At 64.2% G+C, this 23,982-nt stretch carries 15 protein-coding genes and 1 pseudogene; 3 read left to right on the forward strand and 13 right to left on the reverse strand.

All coding sequences use genetic code 11. The features are described 5' to 3' along the window. Positions 1-163: 163 nt before the first annotated feature. The 4 genes and pseudogenes from glmS to gltB all read right to left on the reverse strand — a co-directional run bounded on the left by glmS (position 164) and on the right by gltB (position 9,795). Positions 164-1,993: a glutamine--fructose-6-phosphate transaminase (isomerizing) gene (gene glmS, locus QM701_RS09710; protein WP_415166860.1), complete on the reverse strand. Its 1,830-nt coding sequence runs from the start codon at positions 1,991-1,993 to the stop codon at positions 164-166. A gap of 99 nt (positions 1,994-2,092) precedes the next feature. Beyond that, positions 2,093-3,451: a bifunctional UDP-N-acetylglucosamine diphosphorylase/glucosamine-1-phosphate N-acetyltransferase GlmU gene (gene glmU / locus QM701_RS09715; protein WP_415166861.1), complete on the reverse strand. Its 1,359-nt coding sequence runs from the start codon at positions 3,449-3,451 to the stop codon at positions 2,093-2,095. Positions 3,452-3,651: 200 nt separating this feature from the next. After that, complete coding sequence (locus QM701_RS09720; RefSeq protein ID WP_415166862.1) at positions 3,652-5,118, reverse strand: glutamate synthase subunit beta; 1,467 nt, start codon at positions 5,116-5,118, stop codon at positions 3,652-3,654. Positions 5,119-5,120: 2 nt separating this feature from the next. Beyond that, a pseudogene (gltB, locus tag QM701_RS09725) lies at positions 5,121-9,795 on the reverse strand (glutamate synthase large subunit). Positions 9,796-10,293: 498 nt separating this feature from the next. Between gltB and QM701_RS09730 the strand changes: the two are divergent. After that, complete coding sequence (locus tag QM701_RS09730; RefSeq protein ID WP_415166863.1) at positions 10,294-11,886, forward strand: Re/Si-specific NAD(P)(+) transhydrogenase subunit alpha; 1,593 nt, start codon at positions 10,294-10,296, stop codon at positions 11,884-11,886. An 11-nt stretch (positions 11,887-11,897) separates the two neighbouring features. Next, positions 11,898-13,316: a Re/Si-specific NAD(P)(+) transhydrogenase subunit beta gene (pntB, locus tag QM701_RS09735; RefSeq protein ID WP_415166864.1), complete on the forward strand. Its 1,419-nt coding sequence runs from the start codon at positions 11,898-11,900 to the stop codon at positions 13,314-13,316. 84 nt (positions 13,317-13,400) lie between these two features. Here pntB and QM701_RS09740 read toward each other — a convergent pair whose 3' ends face one another. From QM701_RS09740 to QM701_RS09775, 8 genes are read right to left on the reverse strand one after another with little or no spacing between them, the layout of a single operon-like run. After that, a complete protein-coding gene (locus QM701_RS09740) occupies positions 13,401-14,516 on the reverse strand; it encodes a deoxyguanosinetriphosphate triphosphohydrolase (protein ID WP_415166865.1) in 1,116 nt (371 codons plus the stop codon). Continuing rightward, a complete protein-coding gene (gene aroB / locus QM701_RS09745; RefSeq protein WP_415166866.1) occupies positions 14,509-15,597 on the reverse strand; it encodes a 3-dehydroquinate synthase in 1,089 nt (362 codons plus the stop codon). Before aroB ends, QM701_RS09740 begins: the two co-directional genes overlap by 8 nt. Next, positions 15,585-16,115, reverse strand: coding sequence for a shikimate kinase (locus tag QM701_RS09750; protein ID WP_415166867.1), 531 nt, complete (start codon positions 16,113-16,115; stop codon positions 15,585-15,587). Before QM701_RS09750 ends, aroB begins: the two co-directional genes overlap by 13 nt. Beyond that, a complete protein-coding gene (pilQ, locus tag QM701_RS09755) occupies positions 16,108-18,315 on the reverse strand; it encodes a type IV pilus secretin PilQ (protein WP_415166868.1) in 2,208 nt (735 codons plus the stop codon). The genes QM701_RS09750 and pilQ overlap by 8 nt, the downstream gene beginning before the upstream one ends. Then, on the reverse strand, positions 18,312-18,833 hold the full coding sequence (locus tag QM701_RS09760) for a pilus assembly protein PilP (protein WP_415166869.1): 522 nt from the start codon (positions 18,831-18,833) through the stop codon (positions 18,312-18,314). The genes pilQ and QM701_RS09760 overlap by 4 nt, the downstream gene beginning before the upstream one ends. Further along, complete coding sequence (locus tag QM701_RS09765; protein WP_415166870.1) at positions 18,830-19,504, reverse strand: type 4a pilus biogenesis protein PilO; 675 nt, start codon at positions 19,502-19,504, stop codon at positions 18,830-18,832. Before QM701_RS09765 ends, QM701_RS09760 begins: the two co-directional genes overlap by 4 nt. Continuing rightward, complete coding sequence (locus QM701_RS09770; protein WP_415166871.1) at positions 19,501-20,067, reverse strand: PilN domain-containing protein; 567 nt, start codon at positions 20,065-20,067, stop codon at positions 19,501-19,503. Before QM701_RS09770 ends, QM701_RS09765 begins: the two co-directional genes overlap by 4 nt. Beyond that, positions 20,064-21,143, reverse strand: coding sequence for a pilus assembly protein PilM (locus QM701_RS09775; RefSeq protein ID WP_415166872.1), 1,080 nt, complete (start codon positions 21,141-21,143; stop codon positions 20,064-20,066). Before QM701_RS09775 ends, QM701_RS09770 begins: the two co-directional genes overlap by 4 nt. Before the next feature lie 212 nt (positions 21,144-21,355). On the opposite strand from QM701_RS09775, the gene QM701_RS09780 reads away from it, so the two are divergent. Beyond that, positions 21,356-23,644 carry a penicillin-binding protein 1A gene (locus QM701_RS09780; RefSeq protein ID WP_415166873.1) on the forward strand — a complete coding sequence of 763 codons (2,289 nt, stop codon included), beginning with the start codon at positions 21,356-21,358 and terminating at the stop codon, positions 23,642-23,644. On the opposite strand, the gene cyaY is transcribed toward QM701_RS09780, so the two are convergent. Further along, positions 23,641-23,967 (reverse strand): iron donor protein CyaY, encoded by a 327-nt coding sequence (cyaY, locus tag QM701_RS09785; protein ID WP_415166874.1) that lies wholly within the window; start codon positions 23,965-23,967, stop codon positions 23,641-23,643. The two genes, QM701_RS09780 and cyaY, sit on opposite strands and share 4 nt — an antisense overlap. Positions 23,968-23,982: the final 15 nt, after the last annotated feature.

Genomic DNA, 23,982 nt, shown 5'->3' on the forward strand with positions numbered 1-23,982 from the left:
GCTTCGCGCCACGGACGATTCATGAACGGAATTGGCCGGCAAGGAATCCGGATGCGGGCACGCATGCTCACGGAGATATCTCTCCGTGCTTTTCCCGCCGCGCGCGGGGATGCCCCTGTGCGATTTTTGCCCGCCCGGACGGATGGCCGTCCGGGCGATGGCGTCACTCCACGGTGACCGACTTGGCCAGGTTGCGCGGCTTGTCGACGTCCGTGCCGCGTACCAGGGCCACGTGATAGGCCAGCAGCTGCAGCGGCACCACGTGCAGCAGCGCGGAAAGCTGCCCGTAATGCTCGGGCAGGCGCAGCAGGTGCACGCCGTCGGTCGCCGCGATCTCGCTGTCGGCGTCGGCGAAGACGTAGAGCTCGCCGCCCCGCGCCCGGACTTCCTGCAGGTTCGACTTCAGCTTTTCCAGCAGCGCGTCGTTCGGCGCCACGGCGATCACCGGCATGTTCTTGTCCACCAGCGCCAGCGGGCCGTGCTTCAGCTCGCCGGCCGGGTAGGCCTCGGCGTGGATGTAGGTGATTTCCTTGAGCTTGAGCGCGCCCTCCAGCGCGATCGGGTAATGGCGCCCGCGCCCGAGGAACAGCGCGTTCTGTTTCATGGCGAAGTGCTCGGCCCATTCCCGGATTTGCGGTTCGAGTTCGAGCACGCGCGCAACGGCCATCGGCAGATGGCGCAGGTGCTGCAGCTCGGCGGTCTCGATGTCGGCGGTCAGCCGTCCGCGCAGCTTGGCGATGACCAGGGTCAACAGGTACAGCGCGGCCAGCTGCGTGGTGAACGCCTTGGTGGACGCGACGCCGATCTCCGGGCCGGCGCGCGTGATGAAGCGCAGGTCGTTCTCGCGTACCAGCGAGGATTCCGGCACGTTGCAGATGCACAGCGTGCGCTGCATGCCGAGCGATTTCGCGTGCTGCAGCGCGGCCAGCGTGTCCGCCGTCTCGCCCGACTGGGACAGCGTGACCACCAGCGTGCGCGGATCGGCGACCGGCTCGCGGTAGCGGTACTCGCTGGCCACCTCGACGCTGCAGGGCACCCCGGCCAGCGCCTCGAGCCAGTAGCGGGCGACCAGGCCGGCGTGATAGCTGGTGCCGCAGGCGACGATCAGGACCTGGTCGATCTCCTTGAGCGTCTCCTCGCAGCGGGCGCCGAAGAGGCCCGGCTGGATGCTATGCACCGTGCCCAGCATTTCCAGGGTGTTGCCGAGCGCCGTCGGCTGCTCGAAGATTTCCTTCTGCATGTAGTGCCGGTACTGGCCGAGTTCGACCGCGTCGGCCGAAAGGTGCGTCTCGGTTTCGGGGCGCACCACCGGCGTGCCGTTGACGCGCGTGATGCGGTAGCCCGTCTGCGTCAGTTCGGCGCAGTCGCCGTTCTCCAGGTAGACGATGCGGCGCGTCACCTGCAGCAGGGCGGAGGCGTCCGACGCCGCGTAGTTGCCCTCGGTCGACAGGCCGAGCAGCAGCGGCGAGCCTTCGCGCGCGACGATCACGCGCTCGGGCTCGGACTCGCGCAGCACGGCCAGCGCGTAGGCGCCTTGCAGCTGGGCGATCGCCGCGCGCGTCGCGGCGAAGAAATCCGGGTCCTTCTTCAGCTCGAAGGCGATCAGGTGGGCGACCACCTCGGTGTCCGTGTCCGAGGTGAACGCGTAGCCCTCGCTCTTCAGGCGCGCGCGCAGCGCCTCGTGATTCTCGATGATGCCGTTATGCACGACGGCGAGGCCGCCCGAGATGTGCGGGTGGGCATTGCGTTCGCACGGCACGCCGTGCGTCGCCCAGCGCGTGTGGGCGATGCCGGTGCGGCCGTCGGCATGCGACGCCTCGGCCTGGGCGACCAGCTCGGCGACGCGGCCGACCGCGCGCAGGCGGTGCAGTCCCGTCGCGTTGATCAGCGCCAGCCCGGCCGAATCGTAGCCGCGGTACTCGAGCCGGTGCAGCCCTTGGAGAAGAACGGAAACGATGTTGCGGTCCGCAACCGCTGCGACGATGCCACACATGATTTATCCCGTATGGAGTGGAAGGAAGAAGGACGCTGCCGAACGGGATTTTACTCCCCTGCCCCGCTCCGCGCCGCCGGCCGCGTCTTTAGCGCGTCTTCACCGGCCCGCCTTCACCGGCCTTTTCCAGCCGGTGATCGAGGTCTGCCGGGCGCGCGAGATGGTCAGGCTGTCGGGCGGCGCGTCCTTGGTCAGCGTCGTGCCGGCCCCGAGCGTCGCCCCGCGGCCGACCGTCACCGGCGCCACCAGCTGGGTGTCCGAGCCGATGAAGGCGTCGTCCTCGATGATCGTCCGGTGCTTGTTGGCGCCGTCGTAGTTGCAGGTGATCGTGCCGGCGCCGACGTTGACCCGGCTGCCGATCGTGGCGTCGCCGATGTACGCCAGGTGGTTGGCCTTGGAATGCGCAGCGATGGTGCTCTTCTTGATCTCGACGAAGTTGCCGACGTGCACGTCTTCCGCCAGTTCGGTGCCCGGACGCAGGCGGGCGAACGGCCCGATCATGCCGTCGGCGCCGACGACCGCGTCCTCGATGTGCGTGAACGCCGCCAGTCGCGTCCCGGCGCCGATGCGCGCGTTCTTCAGCACGCAGTTCGGGCCGACCTCCACCGCCTCGTCGAGCACGACCTCACCCTCGAACACGCAGTTGACGTCGATGAACACGTCGCGCCCGCAGCGCAGCTCGCCGCGCACGTCGATCCGCGCCGGATCGGCCAGCCGCACGCCCTGCTCCATCAGCCTTTCGGCCCCGGTGCGCTGGGCGATGCGTTCGAGCTCGGCCAGCTGCACCTTGCTGTTGACGCCGAGCACTTCCCATTCGTGCTCCGGGCTGGCCGTGCGCACCGGCAGGCCCGCCTCGACGGCCATGCCGACGACGTCGGTCAGGTAGTACTCGTTCTGGGCGTTGTCGCTCGACAGCCGGCCCAGCCATTCGCCGAGGCGGGCGGTCGGCATGGCCATGATGCCGGTGTTGATCTCGCGGATTTTCTTCTCGTCGGCGCTGGCGTCCTTCTGTTCGACGATGCGCACGACCTGCCCGGCGGCATTGCGCACGATGCGTCCGTAGCCTTGCGGATCGGCCAGTTCGACGGTCAGCACGGCCAGCCCGTCCGCTGCCGCATGCACCAGCCGGTGCAGGGTTTCGGCCCGGATCAGCGGCACGTCGCCGTAAAGCACCAGGGTCGTCCCCTGCCCGTCGAGGCAGGGCAGCGCCTGGCGGACCGCATGCCCGGTGCCGAGCTGCGGCTCCTGCAAGGCCCAGGACAGGTCGGGCGCGGCGAGCGCCGAACGGACGGCGTCGCCGCCGTGGCCGTAGACGATGCACAGGCTGCGCGGCGACAGGCTGCGCGCGGTGTCGATGACGTGCGACACCAGCGCCTTGCCGGCCAGGGGATGCAGGACCTTGGGCAGATTGGAATGCATGCGCTTGCCTTGGCCGGCAGCGAGGATGACGATGTTCATGGTTGGACCTTCTTCGTTTTTTCGACGGATGATCTGCCTGCCCGGAGGGGACCGCTCCGGGGCTCGGCGCCCCGGCGGACAGGCAGGCGTTACTATGCCACAGCCGTGCGCCGGCCGAGAAAAAGCCGCCTCGCCGGCGGGCGGCGAGGCGGCGAGGCGGCTTTTTGCGAGCGTTTTTCCGGGACCCGGACCCGCGTTTCTCAGCGCGGCAGCGTGGAGCTGCCCATCAGGAAGGCGTTGACTTCCCGCGCGCACTGGCGCCCTTCGCGGATCGCCCAGACCACCAGCGACTGCCCGCGGCGCACGTCGCCCGCCGCGAACACCTTGGCGGCGCTCGTCGCGTAGCAGCCGGGGCCGTCGGTCGCCGCCTTGGCATTGCCGCGCACGTCCTTGTCCACGCCGAAGGATTCGAGCAGGCTGGACACCGGGCTGACGAAGCCCATGGCCAGGAAAACGAGATCCACCGGCAGGGTCCGCTCGCTGCCGGCGACTTCGCTCATCTTGCCGTCCTTCCACTCCAGATCGACGGTGCGGATGGCCTTGAGCACGCCCTTCTCGCCGATGAACTCCTTGGTGGCGATGGCAAAGAGCCGCTGCGTCTGGCCTTCCAGGTGCGACGAGGAAGTGCGCAGCTTGAGCGGCCAGTAGGGCCAGGTGGTCGCCTTGTTTTCCTGTTCCGGCGGCTGGGGCAGCAGTTCGAGCTGGGTCACCGACGCGGCGCGATGGCGGTAGCTGGTGCCGACGCAGTCGGACCCGGTGTCGCCCCCGCCGATCACCACGACGTGCTTGCCCTTGGCGCTGATCGGGTTGGACTTGCCGCCGGCGATCTGCCGGTTCTGCGGAATCAGGAACTCCAGCGCGGCGTAGACGCCTTTCAGCTCGCGGCCAGGGATCGGCAGATCGCGCGGCGTCTCCGAGCCGGCGGCGAGCACCACGGCGTCGAATTCCTGGCGGATCTTCTGCGCGGAGACGTGCTCGACGGCATCGTTGGCGACGCCGGCGGGAACCTCCTTGCTGCCGACGATGACGCGGGTGCGGAAAACGACGCCCTCGGCCTCCAGCTGCTTGACGCGGCGCTCGATCAGCGCCTTGTCGAGCTTGAAGTCGGGGATGCCGTAGCCGAGCAGGCCGCCCGGCCGGTCGTTCTTCTCGAAGACGGTCACGTCATGGCCGGCACGCGCCAGCTGCTGCGCCGCCGCCAGCCCGGCCGGGCCGGAACCGACGATGGCCACCTTCTTGCCGGTCCTGACCTTGGCCGGCTGGGGCACGATCCAGCCCATCTGCCAGCCCTTGTCGGCGATCGCGTGCTCGATCGACTTGATCCCTACCGGTTCGTCGTTGATGTTGAGCGTGCACGCCTCCTCGCAGGGCGCGGGACAGATGCGTCCGGTGAACTCGGGGAAATTGTTGGTCGAGTGCAGCACCTTCAGCGCCTGCTCCCAATTGCCGCGGTAAACCAGGTCGTTCCAGTCGGGGATGATGTTGTTGACCGGGCAGGCGTTGTTGCAGAACGGAATGCCGCAATCCATGCAGCGCGACCCTTGCACGCGCGTCTGCTCGTCGTTGAGCGTGGCGACGAACTCGCGGTAGTGCTTCAGACGAGCTTCGGCGGGCTCATACGCCTCCGACAGACGCTGACGTTCCAAGAAACCAGTCGGCTTTCCCATTTTTAAGCGGCCTCCAATTGCTTTTGCGCGGCCAACTCGGTGAGCGCGCGACGATACTCATGCGGCATGACCTTGACGAACCGGGCGCGGTAGTTCGGCCAATCCTCCAGGATTCGCCGCGCCACCTGGCTGCCGGTGTACTTGGCATGCTGCTCCACCAGGCCCTTGAGCAGGGCCTCGTCGGCCATGCCCAGGTGGCGGACGTCCACCTTGCCGTGGCCTTCGAGGTCGTCCCCCGCGTCGCTGCCCTTGCGCGCGGCGAACTCCTCGGCGACCGGCTCCAGGGCGACCTGCGCCATGTTGCAGCGGGATTCGAAGGTGCCCTCCTCGTCGAGGACGTAGGCGACGCCGCCCGACATCCCGGCCGCGAAGTTGCGCCCGGTCATGCCGAGGACGACGACCGTGCCGCCGGTCATGTACTCGCAGCCGTGGTCGCCGACGCCTTCGACGACGACCGTCGCGCCCGAATTGCGCACGGCGAAACGCTCGCCGGCGACGCCCGAAAGGAACGCCTCGCCTTCGACGGCGCCGTACAGGACGGTGTTGCCGACGATGATGTTCCGGTTCGATTCGCCGGGGAAGGTCGGGCTGGGCCGCACGACGATGCGGCCGCCCGAGAGGCCCTTGCCGACGTAGTCGTTGCCCTCGCCCACCAGGTCCAGCGTGATCCCGCGCGCCAGGAAGGCGCCGAAGCTCTGCCCCGCGGTGCCGCGCAGCGCGACGTGGATGGTGCCGTCGGACAGGCCGGCGTGCCCGTACTTCTCGACGACGCGGCTGGACAGCATGGCGCCGACGGTGCGGTTGGCGTTGCGGATCGGCAGTTCGATGCGCACCGCCTTGCCCTTTTCCAGCGCCGGCTTGGCCAGTTCGATGAGCTGGTTGTCAAGCGCCTTGTCCAGGCCGTGATCCTGTTTTTCGCAGTGCAGGACCGGCTCGCCGGCGGCGGCCGCGGGCCGCTGGAAGATGCGGCTGTAGTCCAGGCCGCAGGCCTTCCAGTGCTCGATGCCCTTCTTCATGTCGAGCAGGTCGGAGCGCCCGATCAGGTCGTCGATCCGGCGGATGCCGATCTGCGCCATCAGCTCGCGCAGTTCCTCGGCGACGAAGAAGAAATAGTTGACCACGTGCTCCGGCTGGCCGGTGAAGCGGCGGCGCAGTTCCGGGTCCTGCGTGGCCACGCCGACCGGGCAGGTGTTCAGATGGCACTTGCGCATCATGATGCAGCCGCTCACCACCAGCGGCGCGGTGGCGAAGCCGAACTCGTCGGCGCCGAGCAGCGCGCCGATCAGCACGTCGCGCCCGGTCTTGAGCTGGCCGTCGACCTGCACGCGCACGCGGCCGCGCAGGCGGTTGAGCACCAGGGTCTGCTGCGTCTCGGCCAGGCCGAGCTCCCACGGCGAACCAGCGTGCTTGATCGACGACAGCGGACTGGCGCCGGTGCCGCCGTCATGGCCGGCGATCACTAGGTGGTCGGCCTTGGCCTTGGTCACGCCGGCGGCGACCGTACCGACGCCGACCTCGGAGACCAGCTTGACGCTGATCGAGGCGTTCGAATTGGCGTTCTTCAGGTCGTGGATCAGCTGCGCCAGGTCTTCGATCGAGTAGATGTCGTGGTGCGGCGGCGGCGAGATCAGCCCGACGCCCGGCACCGAATGGCGCAGGAAGCCGATGTACTCGGACACCTTGTGTCCGGGCAGCTGGCCGCCCTCGCCCGGCTTGGCGCCCTGGGCCATCTTGATCTGCAGCTGGTCGGCGTTGACCAGGTATTCGCTGGTCACGCCGAAGCGGCCGGAGGCCACCTGCTTGATCGAGGAGCGCAGGCTGTCGCCCTTCTTGAGCGGATAGTCGCGTTCGATGCGCCCCTTGCCGACGATGTCCGACACCATCTGGCCGGCCTTGACCGGCTTGAAGCGCGCCGGGTCCTCGCCGCCCTCGCCGGTGTTCGAGCGCCCGCCGATGCGGTTCATGGCGATCGCCAGCGTGGTGTGCGCCTCGGTCGAGATGGAGCCCAGCGACATGGCGCCGGTGGCGAAGCGCCGGACGATGTCCTTGGCCGGCTCGACCTCGTCGAGCGGCACGGCCGGTCCCGCCGCCTTGATCTCGAACAGGCCGCGCAGCGTCATGTGCCGCTGCGACTGGTCGTTGATGATCCGCGCGTAGTCCTTGTAGCTGTCGTACTTGCCGCTGCGCGTCGCGTGCTGCAGCCGGGCGATGGCGTCCGGCGTCCACATGTGCTCGTCGCCGCGCACGCGGAAGGCATAGTCGCCGCCGACGTCGAGCGCGTCCTGCAGCACCTGCTCCTGGCTGAAGGCCTGCCGGTGCAGGCGGATGGCTTCCTCCATCACCTCGAACACGCCGATCCCCTCGACCTGCGACGAGGTGCCGGTGAAGTACTTGTTGACCATCTTCTTCTGCAGGCCGATGGCCTCGAAGATCTGCGCGCCGGTGTAGGACATGTAGGTCGAGATGCCCATCTTGGACATCACCTTGAGCAGCCCCTTGCCGATGCCCTTGACGAAGTGCTTGACGGCCTTTTCGCGCTCCTTGGGGTCCTTGCCGGCCATCTGCTCGATCGTTTCGAGCGCCAGGTAGGGATGGACGGCCTCGGCGCCGTAGCCGGCGAGCACGGCGAAGTGGTGCGTCTCGCGCGCCGAACCCGTCTCGACCACCAGGCCGACGCGGGTGCGCAGCCCGCGCGTGACGAGGTGCTGGTGCACCGCGGACAGCGCCAGCAGCGCCGGGATGGCGACGTTGTTTTCATCGAGCTTGCGGTCGGAGACGATGAGCAGCCCGCAGCCGCGCATCACCGCGTCCTCCGCCTCGGCGCAGAGCGAAGCCAGCCGCGCCTCGACGCCTTCCTTGCCCCAGGCCAGCGGGTAGCAGATGTCCAGTTCGGCCGAATGCACCTTGTCGTCGGTGTAGGCGGAAATCTTGCGCAGCTTCGCCATGTCGGCGTAGGTCAGCACCGGCTGCGACACTTCCAGCCGGTACGGCGGATTGATCTCGTTGATGCCCAGCAGGTTCGGCTTCGGGCCGATGAACGAGACCAGCGACATGACCAGCTGCTCGCGGATCGGATCGATCGGCGGATTGGTCACCTGCGCGAACAGCTGGCGGAAGTAGCTGAACAGCGGCTTGTTCTTGTGCGACAGCACAGCGAGCGGCGAATCGTTGCCCATCGAGCCGACGGCTTCCTCGCCGGTCTTCGACATCGGTTCGAGGATGAACTTGATGTCCTCCTGCGTGTAGCCGAACGCCTGCTGGCGGTCGAGCAAAGCGGACGCGCACTTCGGCGCCGCGGCCTCCGGCACGTCGAGGTCGTCGAGCTTGATGTTGATGCGCGCGACCCAGTCCTGGTAGGGCTTCTGCCGCGACAGCGTTTCCTTGAGCTCGACGTCGTCGATGATGCGTCCCTGGTCCATGTCGATCAGGAACATCTTGCCGGGCTGCAGGCGCCACTTCTTGACGATCTTCTCTTCCGGAATCGGCAGCACGCCGGCTTCCGAGGACATCACCACGTAGTCGTCGTCGGTCACCAGATAGCGCGCCGGACGCAGGCCGTTGCGGTCGAGCGTCGCACCGATCTGGCGCCCGTCGGTGAAGGCCACCGCCGCCGGGCCGTCCCACGGCTCCATCATCGCCGCGTGGTACTCGTAGAAGGCGCGCCGCTTCTCGTCCATCAGCGTGTGCGCTTCCCAGGCCTCGGGGATGAGCATCATCATCGCGTGCGCCAGCGTGTAGCCGCCCATCACCAGCAGTTCCAGCGCGTTGTCGAACGACGCGGTATCCGACTGGTTCGGGTAGATCAGCGGCCAGATCTTGTCGAGGTCCGGCCCGAGCAGCGGCGACGAGGTGCCCTTTTCGCGGGCGCGCATCCAGTTGTAGTTGCCGCGCAGCGTGTTGATCTCGCCGTTGTGCGCGATCATCCGGAACGGATGCGCCAGCGGCCACGTCGGGAAGGTGTTGGTCGAGAAGCGCTGGTGCACCAGCGCCAGCGCCGAGATGCAGCGCGGGTCCTGCAGGTCGAGGTAGTACTGGCCGACCTGGTCGGCCAGCAGCAGGCCCTTGTAGACGATGGTCCGCGCCGACATCGACGGCTGGTAGAACTCCTTGCTGTGCTCCAGCCCGAGCTCGCGGATGGCGTTGGCCGCGCGGCGGCGGATGATGTAGAGCTTGCGCTCCAGTGCGTCGGTGACCATCACGTCCGGACCGCGGCCGATGAACACCTGGCGGATCACCGGCTCCAGCGCGCGCACCGCCGGCGACATGGGCATCGCCCGGTTCGACGGGAACGTCGCGCCAGCCCAGGATGACCTGGCCTTCGGCGCTGACCGCGCGCTCGATCGCCTCCTGGCAGGCCAGGCGCGACGCCGATTCCTTGGGCAGGAAGACCATGCCCACGCCGTAGTCGCCCGCGCGCGGCAGGGCCACGCCCTGCCTGGCCATTTCCTCGCGCAGGAACTGATCGGGAATCTGGATCAGGATGCCGGCGCCGTCTCCCATCAGCGGATCGGCGCCCACGGCGCCGCGATGATCGAGGTTCTTCAGGATCAGCAAGCCCTGCTCGATGATCGAATGGCTCTTCTGGCCCTTGATGTGCGCTACAAAACCGACCCCGCAGGCGTCGTGTTCGTTGGCCGGGTCATAAAGCCCCTGCCGCTCAGGTACCGCCGAGTTCATCACGCTTGAATCCTCATAGAGACTAAAAAACCACACCAAGGCCCAGGCGTCCTCCAAACGTCAAAAAAGCCGGCGTGAGCCAGCTTTATCATAGTTTTCGGACGGCCGTCGAGTATATCTCGAAACGCCTAGGGTTTGAAGAAAATTCACGAAAAGCACAATGATCTTCCAAAGCGTCACGAACTCGCTACAAGCGGGGATTTCCCCGTAAAATACCGGGGCTCAATGAGGTATCGGCGAGTGAACTTTATTGAGCGGCGAAGACATGTTAAAGTAAAGCTTAATTCGATGAACAGTAATTAATTACGATAAACGTCGAATGATCCGGTTCCCAACAACTTGAACACGCATGTCATCGGGCACGCAACGCCCCGGCTGGCCGACCGGTCGCGGCGTACCCGCAACTTGTCGAACCGGATTCGCGATTCACACGAGAGGCGGGAACCGCGCAGCCGGCGGTTTTTGCCATTTTTTTCGAATCGAGTCATGGAGATCTGAATGTCACTGAGTATCGGAGTTCCACGTGAGGTTTATCCTGGGGAGAAACGTGTCGCTACCGTTCCCGAGGTCGTCGAGAAGCTGATCAAGCTTGGGTTCAGGGTGTCGATCGAGTCCGGCGCGGGCGATGCCGCCCATTGCAGCGACGATGCCTACCGCGCCGCTGGCGCCGAGATCGTCGACAGCGCGGCGGCGCTGTGGGCGTCGTCCGATATCGTCTTCAAGGTGCGCGGACCGAGCAGCGAGGAAGTCGGCCTGCTGCGCGAAGGCGGCACCTTGATCTCCTTCATCTGGCCGGCCCAGCATCCCGAGCTGATGCAGCAGCTCGCCGCCAAGAAAGCCACGGTGCTGGCCATCGATTCGCTGCCCCGCCAGTTGAGCCGTGCCCAGAAGATGGACGCGCTGACCTCCATGGCCGGCATCAGCGGCTACCGCGCCGTCATCGAGGCCGCCAACGCCTTCGGCCGCTTCTTCAACGGCCAGATGACCGCCGCCGGCAAGGTGCCGCCGGCCAAGGTCTTCATCGCCGGTGCCGGCGTGGCTGGCTTGGCGGCGATCGGCACCGCCGCCAACCTGGGCGCCGTGGTGCGCGCCAACGACACGCGCGCCGAAGTGGCCGATCAGGTCAAGTCGCTGGGCGGCGAATTCGTCAAGGTCGATTACGAGGAAGAAGGCTCGGGCGGCGGCGGCTACGCCAAAGTCATGAGCGAGGGCTTCCAGCAGGCCCAGCGCGAGATGTACGCCAAGCAGGCGCGCGAGGTGGACATCATCATCACCACCGCGCTGATCCCCGGCAAGCCCGCGCCCAAGCTGATCACCGCCGAGATGGTGCGGAGCATGAAGCCCGGCAGCGTCATCGTCAACATGGCGGGCGAACAGGGCGGCAACTGCGAGCTGACCGAGCCCGGCCAGGCCGTGGTCAAGCACGGCGTCACCATCATCGGCTACACCGACCTGCCCAGCCGCCTCGCCAAGCAGGCCTCGACGCTGTATGCGAACAACCTGCTGCGCCTGACCGAGGAGCTGTGCAAGACCAAGGACGGCATCATCGACGTCAACATGGACGATGACGCCATCCGCGGCCTGACGGTGATCAAGGAGGGCAGCATCACCTGGCCGCCGCCACCGCTCAAACTCGCCACGCCGCCCGCCGCCAAGCAGGCGGCCGCGCCGGTCCCCGTGGCCGCCAAGAAGTCGGCGCACGGACATGGCGGCGGCGAGCCGATGCCGGTCGGCAAGATGGCCGTCATCGTCGGTATCGGCGCCGCGCTGTTCTGGCTGATCGGCGCCTACGCGCCGGCGGCGTTCCTCGGCCACTTCACGGTCTTCGTGCTGGCCTGCTTCATCGGCTACATGGTCGTCTGGAACGTCAAGCCGTCGCTGCATACGCCGCTGATGAGCGTGACCAACGCGGTCAGCAGCATCATCGCCATCGGCGCGCTGGTGCAGATCGCCCCGCCGCTCGCCGCCGACATCTCCCGGCCTGACGTGGTCATCCGCTGGCTGGCCGTGGTCTCGATCGCCCTGGCCACCATCAATATGTTCGGCGGCTTCGCCGTGACCCGGCGCATGCTGGAAATGTTCCGCAAATAAGGAGAAAGAACATGTCTGCAAGTTTGGCTACCGTCTCCTATCTCGGAGCAACCATCCTCTTCATCCTGTGCCTGGGCGGTCTCTCCAACCAGGAAACGGCCCGGCGCGGCAACCTCTACGGCATGATCGGCATGGCCATCGCGGTGCTCGCCACCGTCTTCGGCCCCCGCGTCGGCTCCGCGGGCCTGTCCTGGATCATCGGCGCGATGGTCCTCGGCGGCGCGATCGGCCTCTATGCCGCGCGCGTCGTGCAGATGACGCAGATGCCGGAACTGGTCGCGCTGATGCACAGCCTGGTGGGTCTGGCGGCGTGTCTGGTCGGGTACGCGAGCTACGTCAACACGTCGATCGTGTTTTCCGGCGCGGAGAAGACGATTCACGAAGTCGAGATCTACGTCGGCATCCTGATCGGCGCGGTGACTTTCTCGGGATCGCTGATCGCGTTCGGCAAGCTGTCGGGCAAGATCGGCGGCAAGCCCGTGCTGCTGCCGGGCCGCCATCTGCTCAACCTGATCGGGCTGCTGATCGTCATCTACTTCGGCCGCGAGTTCCTGCACGCCGAAATGGGACAGGCCGTCGTGCCGCTGACCGTGATGACGATCGTTTCGCTAGCCTTCGGCGTGCACATGGTCATGGCCATCGGCGGCGCCGACATGCCGGTCGTCGTGTCGATGCTCAACAGCTACTCGGGCTGGGCGGCGGCGGCCACCGGCTTCATGCTCGAAAACGACCTGCTGATCGTGACCGGCGCGCTCGTCGGTTCGAGCGGCGCGATCCTGTCGTACATCATGTGCAACGCGATGAACCGCAACTTCCTCAGCGTCATCGCCGGCGGCTTCGGTTCCGACGGCGCCAAGCCGGCGCCGGCGGCCAAGGACGGCACCCAACCGGCCGGCGAGGTCACGCCGGTGTCCGCCCAGGAAACCGCGGAAATGCTGCGCGAAGCCAAGAACGTGATCATCGTGCCGGGCTATGGCATGGCGGTCGCACAGGCCCAGCACATCGTCTATGAAATCACCTCGTACCTGCGCGAGAAGGGCGTCAACGTGCGCTTCGGCATCCACCCGGTGGCCGGCCGCATGCCGGGCCACATGAACGTGCTGCTGGCCGAAGCCAAGGTGCCGTACGACATCGTGTTCGAAATGGACGAACTCAACGAGGACTTCCCGGACACCGACGTGGCGATGGTGATCGGCGCCAACGACATCGTGAACCCGGCCGCGCAGGAAGACCCGACCAGCCCGATCGCGGGCATGCCGGTTCTTGAAGTCTGGAAGGCGAAGACCTCGATCGTGATGAAGCGCAGCATGGCCTCCGGCTACGCCGGCGTCGACAATCCCTTGTTCTACAAGGAAAACAACCGCATGCTCTTCGGCGACGCCAAGAAGATGCTGGATGAAGTCCACGCCGCGCTGGTGAGCGGCGCCTGATCGGGCCGCGCGCTCAAACCGAAACGCCCGCTTGCGCGGGCGTTTTTTTTACGCCAATGGCAGAGGAATCCGGTTGCCGGCGGATCAGATCTCGCCGACGGCAAACAGCCGTCGATGCTCCTTCATCGCATACCGGTCAGTCATTCCGGCGATGTAGTCGGCCACCCGGCGCGGCTGGTTGTCGCCGCTGCGATAGGCCGGCGGCAGCATGCGTGGATCGTCGAGAAACGCCGCAAACAGGTCGGCGACGATCCGTTGCGCCTTGCGCGTCATGCGCAGCACTTCGTGGTGCTGATACAGATTCTTCCTGAGGAAACGCTTCATTTCCTGCTGCGCATCGTCCATTTCGTCGGAGAAGCCGACCAGCACGCCGGCCTGCCGCACGTCATCGAGCGTCTGCGGCAGGCAGCGGGAGATGTTGGACGTAGTCATGTCGATCAGATCGCACACCAGCGCATTGATCATCCGCCTGACGGTTTCGTGAACCAGCCGCCGTTCATCGATTGCGCCGTAGGCGTCCCTCACCGACGCCCAGTTGCGTTCGAACAGCGAGACTTCCTTCAGTTGATCGAACGACAACAGCCCGGAGCGCAAGCCGTCGTCGATGTCGTGGTTGTTGTAGGCGATTTCGTCCGCCAGGTTGCAGATCTGCGCTTCCAGCGAAGGCTGGGTGCGGTTGATGAAGCGCTCGCCGAGATCGCCGAGGCGGCCCGCCGTGGCGACGGAACAGTGCTTCAGGATGCCTTCCCTCGTTTCGAAGCACAGATTGAGGCCGTCGAAGGAAGCGTAGCGCTGCTCCAGCTTGTCCACGATGCGCAGGCTTTGCAGGTTGTGCTCGAACCCGCCGTAGTCACGCATGCACTCGTTCAACGCATCCTGCCCGGCATGTCCGAACGGCGTGTGCCCGAGATCGTGGGCCAGCGAGATCGCCTCCGCCAGATCCTCGTTCAGGCCGAGCGCGCGCGCTATGCCCCGGGCGATCTGCGCCACTTCCAACGTATGGGTCAAGCGGGTGCGGAAATGGTCGCCTTCGTGATTTACGAAAACCTGAGTCTTGTATTCGAGCCTGCGGAAGGCCGTCGAATGGACGATCCGATCGCGATCCCGCTGGAATTCGCTGCGATACGCGGGAAACGGCTCGGGGAAACGCCGCCCGCGCGAACTGTCCGCCGAGACGGCGTAAGGCAGCAGCTCAGCCATCGGCGGAACGGGCCGCGATGGCGGCCCGGATCTGGGCCAGCGAAGCGTCCTCGCTGACCACCGCCTGGCCGATGCGCCGCAACAGCACCAGACGCAGCCGGCCGTTCTGCACTTTCTTGTCGTGCTGCATCAATTCGAGATAGCGATCGGCACCCATCGCCGGCCCGCTGACCGGCAGGGCGGCGCGCGCGAACAGGGCCTCGGCGCGCGCGACGTCGCCGGCGTCGAGCCAGCCCAGGATTCTCGACAGTTCGACCGCCATCATCGTCCCCGCGGCCACCGCCTCGCCGTGCAGCCACCGGCCATACCCCAGCCCGGCCTCGATGGCGTGCCCGAAGGTATGGCCCAGGTTCAACAGGGCCCGCTCGCCATGCTCGCGCTCATCGGCCGCGACGACCTCGGCCTTGTTCCGGCACGAACGATGGATCGCCTGCTCCAGGGCATCCGGTTCCTTCGCCAGCAGCTTCTCGATGTTGCCTTCCAGCCACTCCAGGAAAGGCAGGTCGCGGATGAGCCCGTACTTGATGACTTCGGCGAGCCCGGCCCGCAGTTCGCGGTCGGGCAGCGAACGCAGGGTCTCCGGATCGATCAGCACCAGCTGCGGCTGATGGAATGCCCCGATCATGTTCTTGCCCGACGGATGATTGATGGCCGTCTTGCCGCCGACCGAGGAATCGACCTGCGCCAGCAAGGTCGTGGGAATCTGGATGAGCGGCGCCCCGCGCTGGAAGCAGGCCGCCGCGAAGCCGGCCATGTCGCCCACGACACCGCCTCCCAGGGCCACCAGCGTGGTCTTCCGTTCGCACGAATGCTCGATCAGGGCATCGAAAATCCTGTTCAAGGTTTGCCAATCCTTGAATTGCTCGCCATCGGGAAGGACGATTTCGACGACCTGGCAGCCCTTTTCGCGCAGGCGCCGCGCAAACGCTTTCAGCAAAAGCGGCGCCACGGTCTCATTGGTGACGACCGCCACCTTCGGCTGAGCAAAGTGCGCCAGCAGCACATCCATGCTCTGCAGAATCCCGCTCCCGATATGAATGGGATAAGAACGGGCGCCGAGCTCGACCGTCAGGACTTCCATCGCTCCGACAACTCCTTGAGCAGATACTGGAGAACCCCCTGGGCGCTCATCCGCCCTCCGTCCACGACGAGACTCGCCACCTCCCTGTACAACGGGTCGCGCACGGTGAAAAGCTGGGTCAGTTTCGACAGGGGATCAGCAACCTGGAGGAGAGGCCTGTTCTTGTCGTGGCGCGTTCTTTCCCAGAGCATCTGCGGCTGGACGTTGAGATAGATGACGAAACCGCTCGCCCGCATGTTGACCCGATTTTCCTCGCGCAGCACGCCGCCACCGCCGGTCGCCACCACCAAGCCATTTTTCGCGGAGGTTTCCGCGATGACCTGGGATTCGCGCTTGCGGAAACCATCCTCCCCTTCGATTTCGAAAATCGTCGGGATGCTCACGCCGGTGCGCGCTTCGATTTCCTTGTCCGTGTCGACGAAACGCAAGCCCAAGCGCTTGGCCAACGACCGTCCAATCGTCGTTTTGCCCGCCCCCATCAAGCCGACCAGATAGATGTTTTCGGAGAATTTATCCACCGTCCAATTCTACCGCAGGGCTCCAGCAAAAATAGCGACAAAAAAAACCGGCATTTGCCGGTTTTTCTTGTCCGCACTTCCCGCTCAGCGAAGCGCTAGCCCTTCGTTCGACGATCTTCGGCGTAATAAAGACCAGCAGTTCCGTCTTGTCGTCGATCCATTCACGGTTCTTGAAAAGCCAGCCGATGTACGGCAAATCGCCGAAGACGGGAATCCGGTAAGTCGTAGTGGACTTTTTCTGCGTGTAAATTCCGCCGATGACGACCGTGCCGCCGTTCTCCACCAGAACCTCCGTCTTGACGTGCTTGGTGTCGATCGCCACCCCCGAACCGGTGGACAAAGACGTATTGGGCGTATCCTTATTGACGTCGAGCGACATCGTCACCCGGCCGTCCGGCGTAATCTGTGGCTTTACTTTCAGCGAAAGATTGGCCTTGCGGAAGGAAACGCTGGTCGCGCCCGAACTGGTCGCCTGCTGGTAAGGAATCTCGACCCCCTGCTCAATGATCGCCTCGACTTGGTTGGTCGTCATCACTCGCGGGCTGGAAATAACCTTGCCTTGTCCGTCGGACTCAAGCGCGGATATTTCGGCATCTAGGTACTTGGTGTATTTCGAGTTGAACAGTGTGAATTCATAGGTTCCCGCGGTGCCAGACCGTGGCGAGGCCGGTAGATTGACCGAGCCCAAGCCCCCAGTCCGGCTACCGGAATTGATCCAGCCCAGATCGGTACTTTTGGTGTAGGTGGTGGATATCTCTCCGGTATTGCTGTCTTTGGTGGTCGTCTTGGTCACTGCCCCCGTGCCCAGCCGAATGCCGAGGTTCTTGGCAAAGGAATCGCTCGCCTCGACAATCCGTGCCTCGATCATGACCTGCCGCACCGGTACGTCCACCTTGGCGATCATCGCCCGCACATCTTCCAGGCGGCTCGGCGTATCCTGGACGAACAGAATGTTCGAACGATCATCGAGCAGGGCGCTGCCGCGCTTGGACAAAAGCGTCTGTTTCGGATCGACCAGCAGTTTCTTGACGTCCTCGCCCTTGATGTAATTCATCTGGAAACTCTCGGTCCGCAAAGGCTCCAGGTCTCCGATCTGGACTTTCGACTCGAACTCCAGCTTTTCCTTGGTGGCGATTTCCTCGCGCGGGGCAACCAGAATAACGTTGCCGTTCTTGCGCATGTCGAGGCCCTTCTGCTGCAGGATGATGTCGAGCGCCTGATCCCACGGGACATCCTTCAGGATAAGCGTGATCGAACCGCCTACTGAATCGCTGACGACCACGTTCATGCCGGTGAACTCGCCGATGACCTGCAGTAGCCGCCGCACTTCAACGTTCTGGAAATTGAGCGACAGCTTTTCCCCCTGGTATCCACCGCGCGATCCCTGAACCAGTTTGTTGGGATTCTCGATGATCGGCTTGACCTCGATGACGAACTGGTTATCCGTCTGGTAGGCATTGTGTTCCCACAAGCCTTTCGGCACGATGGTCATCCTCACGTTCGGGCCTTGTTGGACGGTGCTCACGGAAACCACCGGCGTCGCAAAATCGGTGACGTCAAGCTTCTTGCGCAGCCCCTCGGGAACGCTGACCTTGATGAAATCGACGATCAGCGACTGCCCTTGCTGGCGTATATCGATGCCGGCGTTCGAATCGCTCATATCCACCGAAATACGCGCTTCCCCGTCCTTCCCCCGGCGAAACGCGACATCCCTGATGGTGTTCATTGCCGCCGTTGCGGCCTGCCCTTGCGAGAAATGCTCCACGGGCCGGTCTACCCCTCCATCCTGCCAGGCTTTGCCCGTACTCGGCGTCAAGGCGAGCAGCAAGGCATTTCCCTCAATGGCGGTTTCGTAATTCATTGTCCGATTGAGGTTGAGCACGACGCGGGTCCGATCGTCCGACTGAACGATATTCGCGCTTCTCAAGTCGCCCTCATTGAAGGTCTGCGCGGTTTTCCCCGTGCCGTTCGTGACGCTGGGGAAATCCAGGGCGATGCGCGCGGGAGAAGCCACGCTGAAGCCGGACGGCGGCGCGGTCAAGGGTTGCTTGAACGTCAGCTTGAGGTTGAGGACGCCATTCTGCTGGACCACCCGCATCGATTCGATAGAGTTTGGCTTGGCTTCCTGCGCCCTGATCGCCGACCAAGGCAGCATGAACAGGGCGGCGAGCCCCAACGCGTAGTATCCGATCCGTTTCACTTGGTTCCCTCCTGTCCCTGCAACAGCAGGGAACTCATTCGCTCAATCCAGTCACTCGCGGCATCCTGAACAAGTTCCTTCAGGACGACTTCCGATTCGCTGACCTTGGTGATCACACCGAAATTCTGGCCGAGATAATTGCCCGTTCTCACTTGATACAAGGAGCCGTCGGCCTGAATGATGGCGTAGGAGACATTCTTGCGCGTCATCACCCCAACAAACTTCAGGGATTCGAGCGGGTACGCCTCCAGCGGCTCGCGCGGCCGGTCGAAATCGGGCTGCGCGCCGCCGCCGTTTTTCTTTCTCTCGGGAGTAATCTTGGCCGGTTTGAAAGGGTCGACCAGATTTCCGGCATCGTAGGCGACCGGCTCGTAGGGTTTGACCTGAGGCAGCGGCGGAACTTTCCCCTTGAGATTCTTCGATGCCTCATTCATCCATTGACGCAGGTCCTCATGGTCGCTCTCTGCCGAACAGGCGACCAGCAATGCGCAGCAGGCCAGGACTAGAAGTTTTTTCATTTCTTCCCACCCTTGGCGGCTTGCTCGGCCTTTCTCTTGGCGGCCAACTCTTCCTCATCCAGGTAGCGGAACGTCTTGGTGACAGCGTCCATGACCAACGTCCCATCCTTGGCCTGCTGATTCGGCACGATCGAAATATTGTTGAGCGTCACGATTCTGGACAGCTTGCCGATGTCGCCGGCGAATGCGCCGAAGTCATGATAATTGCCCGTCAACCGGACATTTATCGGCAACTCGGCATAAAAATCCTTGACCACCTCGGCCCCTGGCTTGAAAAGCTCGAATTGCAGGCCGCGGCCCATGCCCGACTGGTTGATTTCCACCAACAGCGATTCGACCTCCGACTTGTTGGGTAATTGTTTCAGCAAGGCTCCGAACGAGCGATCGATTTCGCTCAGCTGCTGGACGTACAGGTCGCGATTCACGGCCTGCGTCTTCTTGTCCACGAATTGTTCCTTGAGCTTGAGCTCATCCTGCTGGCGCTGCGCCAGCGTCTCGAGCTGTTCGCTCCACCAGAACCACCAGCCGAAGAACAGTATGAGAACGAACAACCCCAGCAGAACGGCAATGCGCGGAGCCAGCGGCCAAGCCCCGACGTCTTTCGGGTTGAGATTCCGGAAATCATCCAGAATCGCCTGGACGTCAATTTTCGCCAATGAGGGCGATTTCATTTCTTACCCCCCTCCTGAGTTGAAGTCCGCTTGATAGCCGCGTTCATGCTGAATTCGTTGAGCCGCCTTTTATCCACGGTGATCGCCTTGATCTCCACGAGTTGGGGCTTTTCGAGCCATGGCGAAGCTTCGATGTTGCGCATCAGCGTGGACACGCGCGCATTCGACTGGGCATATCCGATCAGTACGATCTTCGTGCCATCCTGCTTCAGCGAACGGATGTACACGCCTTCTGGCATCTGCTTGGTCAGTTCGCTCAATAGCCGCACCGCCTCCGCCCGGTCCCGCTGCAACGACTCGATGATCTGCTTGCGCGCCAGCAATGCCTGCGTCTGATCCTTGAGCCGCTTGATTTCGTCGATTTGCTTGTCGAGCAGCGCGATTTCCTTCTTGAGAAAATCGTTGTTCGCCTCCTGCGCCGCGATGTAGCCATCGATGATGGAATACACCAGAAACACGATGAGGCAGGCAAGAATCGATACCAGGCCGAACAAGCCATAGAATTGTTGCCGTTTGGCTTTGCGTTTTTCTTCCCGGTAGGGAAGCAGGTTGATCCGCATCATTCGTCGAACCTCCGCATTGCCAGGCCACATGCGATCATCAATGAAGAGGCATCCGCCAACAGGCTGTTGGCTCGCACGCGTTCCGAAAGCACCATGTCGGCAAAGGGATTGGCCACGATGGTGTTGATCTGCGTACGCGACGCGATCACTTCATCGCTTCCCGGAAGCACGGCGCACCCGCCCGACAGCACGATATGGTCCACTTTGTTGAACTGCGTCGATGTGAAGAAGAATTGCAGCGCCCGGGATACCTCCAGCGCCATGCTTTCCACGAAGGGCTGGAGCAACTCGGCCTCGTAGTTGTCCGGCAGGGCGTTCCTGCGTTTTTCCGCCTCCGCCTCCTCGAACGTCATGCCATAGAGCCGCGCGATGTCCTGGGTCAACTGGTTGCCGCCGAACGCTTGCTCGCGCGCATACAATTGCTGCCCATCGCGCAGCACCGTGAGGCTCATCACGTTCGCCCCCACGTCGATCAGCGCGACGATCTGCCCTTTGCCGCCGTCCGGCAGCTGCTTCAGGATCAGATCCAGCGACGAGAGCACGGCATAGGACTCGACGTCCATGACCACCGGCTTCAGCCCCGCCGACTCGATGGCGGCTACCCGATCCTCCACCTTCTCCTTGCGCGAGGCGGCGATCAGCACTTCCAGTTCGTCCGGGGAAGACGGCGCGGGACCCAGCACCTGAAAATCGAGGTTGACTTCGTCGAGGGCGAACGGAATGTACTGGTTGGCTTCCGACTCGACGAGCAGTTCCAGCTCCTCTTCCCTTTGGCCGGCGGCCACGATGATCTTTTTCGTGATTACATGCGAGGCTGGAAGCGCCGCCGCCACCAGCCGGGTCGAGGTCGCCAGCTTTCTCCAGGCGCGCTTGATTGTTTCCGCGGCGGCCTCCAGGTTGACGATGTTGCCGTCGGCGACGACGTCTCTCGGCAGGACCTCGATCGCATAGCGATCGACCCGATACCCGCTTTTTCCGTCGCTCGCCAACTCGACCATCTTGACGGCGGACGAGCTCATGTCCAGTCCGATCAGGGAGCGCGCCTTGGAGCTGAAGATCGAAAGATCAAATTGCAATTCGCGGTTCCTCCCAAAAAACCCTTAAATAATTAGTAGTTAGCGAGGTTATGCATAATCCACTTTAAATACTAACAACAAGCATTCGGCAAGTAAACCATTTTTACGTCATCCACGCGCATAACTTGAGAGTCCCTGAGTTTTCTGCAACTGTTGGAGCGTCGGCGGTGTGTTTATAATCGAAAATTGCACTTTCAGGACATTCACCCCTTATGCTCTCCCGCTGGGTTCTTTACCCTCTCCTCGCCTTGCTCGGGTTGGTGGCGATCGCCATCGCCATGATTTCCGTCGTCCTGGTCCTGACCTATCCGAATCTGCCGTCGCTGGAAATCCTCACCGACTATCGCCCGAAAATCCCCCTGCGGGTATACACCGCCGACGGTCACCTGATCGGAGAATTCGGGGAGGAGCGCCGCGCCATCGCGCGCTTCGACGACGTTCCCGCCATTATGAAGCAGGCCATCCTGGCGGCGGAAGACGAGCGCTTCTACCAGCACGGCGGCGTCGACGCGCTGGGCATCGTCCGCGCGGCCGTCAGCAATCTGCTCGGCGGCGGCAGGCGGCAGGGCGCCTCGACGATCACGCAGCAGGTCGCCAAGAACTTTTTCCTCTCGTCCGAAAAAACGTATTCGCGCAAGCTCTACGAGGCCCTGCTTGCCTTCAAGATCGAGCACAGCCTCACCAAAGATCAGATTTTCGAGCTGTACATCAACCAGATCTACCTCGGGCAACGCGCTTACGGTTTCGCCGTGGCCGCGCAGGTCTACTTCGGCAAGCCGCTGAAGGAACTGACCATCGCGGAAGCCGCCATGCTCGCGGGCCTGCCGAAGGCGCCGTCCGCGTTCAACCCGGTGGTCAACCCGAAACGGGCCAGTCTGCGCCAGCAATATGTATTGCGGCGCATGCGCGAACTCGACTTCATCGACGCGGCACAGTACGAGGCCGCCCTCAAACAGCCGCTGATCATCAAGCGGGAAACCAACGAGTATGCGGTGCACGCTGAGTACGTCGCGGAAATGGCGCGGCAAATGGCGGCGGAACGCTTTCCGGAGGACGTCTACTCCAGGGGCCTGCGCGTCTATACGACGATCACGCGCGCGGACCAGGAAGCCGCCTATGCCAGCCTGCGCCGCAACGTCTTCGATTACGACCGGCGGCACGGCTATCGGGGCGCAGAAGCCTACGCCGACCTGTCCGAAATCAAGTCGGAACAGGACGAGGCGCTCGACGAACTGCTACAGGACTACCACGACAGCGAGGACCTGCACCCCGCCGTGGTGCTGCAAGCCGATACCAAGCAGATTCGGGCGTATCGCCGGGGCGGCGAGGTGGTCACGATCACCGGCGACGGGCTCAAATTCGCCGCGCGCATGATCGACGACAAGGCCCCGGCCAACAAGCGCCTGCGCCGCGGGGCGATCATCCGCGTGCAGAAGGACGACAAGGACAACTGGCGCATCATGCAGATGCCCGAGGTCGAGGCCGCGTTCCTGTCCGTCGACCCGCACAACGGGGCGATCCGCTCCCTGGTGGGCGGCTTCGACTTCGGCCGCAACAAGTTCAACCACGCCACCCAGGCCTGGCGGCAGCCGGGATCGAGTTTCAAGCCTTTCATCTACTCCGGCGCGCTGGAGAAGGGATTCACGCCCGTGTCCATCGTCGAGGACGAGCCGATCAGCTTCCCCGCCTCGGTGACCGGCAGCCAGGCGTGGGAGCCCAAGAACTACGACGGCAAGTACGAGGGGCCGATGCGCCTGCGCACGGCGCTGGCGAAATCGAAAAACATGGTGTCGATCCGCCTGTTGCAGGCCAGCGGCGTGCATTTCATCCAGGACTACGTCACCCGCTTCGGTTTCGACGCCGACAAACACCCGGCCTACCTGACCATGGCGCTCGGCGCCGGGTCGGTGACGCCGTGGCAGATGGTCACCGCCTACTCCGTCTTCGCCAATGGCGGCTACAAGATCCAGCCGTTCATCGTCAGCCAGATCCGCGACGAGAAGGATCAGGTCCTCGCCGAGGCGCAGCCGCTGACCGCCGGCGACGAGTCGCTGCTGGTGATCGATCCGCGCAACGCCTACCTGATGGACAGCATGCTGCGCGACGTCGCCACCTACGGGACGGCGGCGCGGGCGTCGGCCACGCTCAAGCGCCGCGATCTCGCGGGCAAGACGGGGACCACCAACGAACACGTCAACGCCTGGTTCTGCGGCTACCAGCGCACGGTCGTCGGCTGTTCGTGGATCGGCTTCGACCAGCCGAAGAACATGGGCGGCGGCGAAACCGGCGGTTCCGCCGCGCTGCCGGCGTGGATCGGCTACATGGGCAAGGCGCTCAAGGACGTTCCGCAGACCTTCATGCCGGTGCCCGACGGACTGGTGGCCATGGACGTCGCCGGCTCGGGCAAGGGTCCGGCGAAGGAGTATTTCTACAAGGAAAACGTGCCGGTGACGCTGGAACCCGAGCCGCCGCAGGACGAAAACGCGAAGCCCGTCGATTAATTCCTGGCGGGCAGCTCGACGCGGCGCCCCGCCTGCGCCGAAATCAATTCCGCCAGGACGGCCATCAGTTCACGGCCGTCCCGTGTGCCTTTCCAGGCCGCGCCGTCCCAGCGGAAGTGGAAGCCGCCGGCACGCGCCGCCACCCACATCTCCTGCGCCGCGGCATGGCGGTTGACGACGATCTTGCTGCCGTCGTCGAATTCGATCTCCAGCACGCCGCCGCCCGCGGTCGAATAATCGAGGTCGGCGCCGCTCGCCTCGAGCCCGTGTTCGATGTCCGCCAGCGCCTGGTCGGCCAGAACGACAAATTCGCTATCGCGCATACTGTGTTACCATCC

Source organism: Propionivibrio sp., from assembly GCF_047602565.1.
Taxonomy (GTDB): domain Bacteria; phylum Pseudomonadota; class Gammaproteobacteria; order Burkholderiales; family Rhodocyclaceae; genus Propionivibrio.

What these genes read in the sequence shown, in the direction of transcription:
- QM701_RS09770 (WP_415166871.1), bottom strand. Translation starts at nt 20,067, where the DNA reads ATGATGCGGATCAACCTGCTTCCCTACCGGGAAGAAAAACGCAAAGCC.
- glmS (WP_415166860.1), bottom strand. Translation starts at nt 1,993, where the DNA reads ATGTGTGGCATCGTCGCAGCGGTTGCGGACCGCAACATCGTTTCCGTT.
- QM701_RS09740 (WP_415166865.1), bottom strand. Translation starts at nt 14,516, where the DNA reads ATGGCTGAGCTGCTGCCTTACGCCGTCTCGGCGGACAGTTCGCGCGGG.
- QM701_RS09780 (WP_415166873.1), top strand. Translation starts at nt 21,356, where the DNA reads ATGCTCTCCCGCTGGGTTCTTTACCCTCTCCTCGCCTTGCTCGGGTTG.
- QM701_RS09730 (WP_415166863.1), top strand. Translation starts at nt 10,294, where the DNA reads ATGTCACTGAGTATCGGAGTTCCACGTGAGGTTTATCCTGGGGAGAAA.
- pntB (WP_415166864.1), top strand. Translation starts at nt 11,898, where the DNA reads ATGTCTGCAAGTTTGGCTACCGTCTCCTATCTCGGAGCAACCATCCTC.
- aroB (WP_415166866.1), bottom strand. Translation starts at nt 15,597, where the DNA reads ATGGAAGTCCTGACGGTCGAGCTCGGCGCCCGTTCTTATCCCATTCAT.
- QM701_RS09760 (WP_415166869.1), bottom strand. Translation starts at nt 18,833, where the DNA reads ATGAAAAAACTTCTAGTCCTGGCCTGCTGCGCATTGCTGGTCGCCTGT.
- QM701_RS09720 (WP_415166862.1), bottom strand. Translation starts at nt 5,118, where the DNA reads ATGGGAAAGCCGACTGGTTTCTTGGAACGTCAGCGTCTGTCGGAGGCG.
- QM701_RS09765 (WP_415166870.1), bottom strand. Translation starts at nt 19,504, where the DNA reads ATGAAATCGCCCTCATTGGCGAAAATTGACGTCCAGGCGATTCTGGAT.
- glmU (WP_415166861.1), bottom strand. Translation starts at nt 3,451, where the DNA reads ATGAACATCGTCATCCTCGCTGCCGGCCAAGGCAAGCGCATGCATTCC.
- cyaY (WP_415166874.1), bottom strand. Translation starts at nt 23,967, where the DNA reads ATGCGCGATAGCGAATTTGTCGTTCTGGCCGACCAGGCGCTGGCGGAC.